The organism is Frankia sp. AgKG'84/4, from assembly GCF_023242965.2.
Classification (GTDB): domain Bacteria; phylum Actinomycetota; class Actinomycetes; order Frankiales; family Frankiaceae; genus Frankia.
Map to the genome: position 1 here is coordinate 1 of NZ_JALKFU020001210.1, position 2,538 is coordinate 2,538.

A 2,538-nucleotide genomic window follows, 5' to 3' on the forward strand; every position below is an offset into this window, starting at 1 on the left:
GGACCCGGTGCTCCGCCGGCGCCGCCTCGCCGGGCGCCCCCCCGTCGCGCGCGGACCTGGCGGCACGGGTGGGCTTGCCCTCACGTGATCTCCTGCCGTCACGGGAGGACAGGCCATGGCGGGCCGAGGATCCGTGCCGGGTGGGCGTGCCGTGTCGCGGCGGCGTCGCGGGCCGCGACCCGCCGTCCGGGTGCGTGGAGACATCGGGCCCACCGAGCGCGTCCGGATGCCCGGGGCCGTGGGGAGGCATGGCGACGTCGAGAGGTGCCGTGCCGTCGAGAGGTGCCGTGCCGTCGAGAGGTGCCGTGCCGTCGGAGTGTGCCGTCTGGTCGGGACATGCGGTGGGGTCGGGTGATGGCCGGTCGTCGGGCGCGCCCGCGTCGTCCAGGCGCGGGAGGGCCGGATCGGTCTCGGGCGTGGCCTGCGCCGGCTCGTCCCGGTCTGGGTCCGGGCCGGTCGGGTCGCTGGCGCCGACGAGGCGGACGAAAGCGGGCCTGGGCAGGCGGGACTTGGCGGGGGTCGGCTCGACGAAGTCGGCTCGGCGGATCCGGCAGAACGCAGTCTGCGTCCCCGGGCCGAGGTGGCCCACGGCGAGATGGCCGGCCGCCGACAGGTAGGCGAGAGCCTCGGCCCGCTCGAGCCCCATCCTGCTGTGCAGGAACTGCACCGCGGAGCGGGCCGCCCGGCGGATGGCCTCCGGCAGCTCCACGTCGACACCCATCGTGACCCAGGCGGTGTCCGTCTCGACGAACGGTTCCCGCAGCGCGCCGAGCGCGGCGCTGGTGGCGGCGTCCCGCAGCGCGGTCAGGCGCAGGGTGGCCCGCAACGGGCCCTCCAGCGCTGTCGCGCCGATCTTGCCGTCGGCGAGCGCGTAGTGCGGATCCCCGACGGCGAGCAGCGCCCCGACGACCTGTACCGGCAGGTAAAGCCGGGCGCCGGGACCGAGATCGCCGCAGTCCAGCGCGCCCCCGTGCAGACCGACCGAGGTGGACGGAAGAACCTCGGTGGTACTGTCCACCGCGACCGCCATGACACCGAGGAACGGCGCCAGTGGGAACCGGGCACGAGTACCGTTCGCGCTGGCCAGGACCCCGAAGAGGCGGCCTCGGCGGCGTTCGACGGCGCAGAAGGTGGTGAGCGTGCCAAAGCGCTGCCAGTGGCGCGCGTCGGCGCCCCGCTCGGGCGGGCCGCCCTCGGGGAACTCCCCGGCGAACAGACCGTCGCCGTGCCGGGTGGAGACGATGCCGTACCGGGCCCGCGGATGCAACGAGACGACGTCGACCCGCAGCATGTCCCCGGGCTGGGCGCCGCGGACGAGCACCGGGCCGGTGACGATGTGCGGGGCGTCCAGCCCGAACCGGTGCGACAGGCCGGAGGTGGCGATCGCGCGGGCGTCGGCCAGCACCTCCGGATGCGAGACGCCGAGCGCGGCGAGGAACGCGTCTGGGTCGCGTCCCTGGTCACCGAGGATTCCCTCCGGGCTGACCGTGTCGACGGTGACCGTGGCACCCGAGTCGATGCTCAGGACCGGCTTGGTCAGGGCGTTCGGCAGATCGCCCCAGGTGACTGTCTCGGGCGTGGAAGGCAGGTAGTGCCTTCCCTCGATCTTGCCGCGGCCGGGCTGCAGGGCCACCCGCAGACCTACCCTGCCCGGCGTCGGCCGGACGGGCCACCGCCGTGACGAGCGGCCTGGACGCGTGGCCGGACGGCCACGGTGGCGCAGACGCGGGCTCTGCGCCGTACGCATCGACAGGGCTGGTTGTGCACGCGCGTCAGTTTTTCCGTGGGATATGACGAAAAGGTCACGCCAGTGTTGCGATCACGGGCATTCCGTTGGCAGAGCACCGCAGGGCCGGTGAACCCACCGTCCACGGACGGTCGACTGCCCCGGGCCGCTGCCGGCTGGCCCTTCCGGGCCACCGCCTGCGGGGGTGGCCCGGCGGGAGGAGCGGGCCGTCGGCGATGACGGCAACGCTGCGGGACCTTGGTGAGTTCGCGCTGATCAGAGCGATCACCGCGCGTTTCACCCAGGGCCGCGACGTGCTCGTCGGCCCCGGGGACGACGCGGCGGTACTGGCCGCCGCGGACGGCCGGGTGGTCGTCACCACGGACCTGCTGATCGAGGGCCGGCACTTCCGCCGGGACTGGTCGTCCGGGACGGACATCGGACACAAGGCCGCCGCTCAGAACCTCGCCGACGTCGCGGCGATGGGAGCCCACCCCACCGGTCTGTTCGTAGGGTTCGCGGCGCCAGGGGAGCTGGCGGTGGACTGGGCGCTGGCACTCGCCGACGGCCTGGCCGCCGAATGCGCCCGGGCCGGGGCGAGCATCGCGGGCGGTGACATGAGCTCCGCCGACACGATCATGTTGGGCGTGACCGCCCTCGGTGACCTGCGGGGCCAGGCGCCGGTGCTGCGCTCGGGCGCCCGGGCGGGTGACGTGGTGGTGCTCGCCGGCTCCGTCGGGAACGCCGAGGCGGGCCTCGCCCTGTTGGTCGCAGGCGCCGAGGACGGGCCGGCGCACTGGGCGGGGTTGCGC

At 74.7% G+C, this 2,538-nt stretch carries 2 protein-coding genes; one reads left to right on the forward strand and one right to left on the reverse strand.

Annotated features, from left to right (window positions below; all coding sequences use genetic code 11):
- A partial coding sequence (locus MXD58_RS28820) for an acetamidase/formamidase family protein (RefSeq protein ID WP_250611321.1) occupies window positions 1-1,633 on the reverse strand: 1,633 nt, incomplete at its 3' end.
- Window positions 1,634-1,962: 329 nt separating this feature from the next.
- Here MXD58_RS28820 and MXD58_RS28825 point away from each other — a divergent pair.
- Window positions 1,963-2,538: AIR synthase related protein (locus MXD58_RS28825; RefSeq protein WP_250611323.1), on the forward strand; the 576-nt coding region annotated here is incomplete at its 3' end.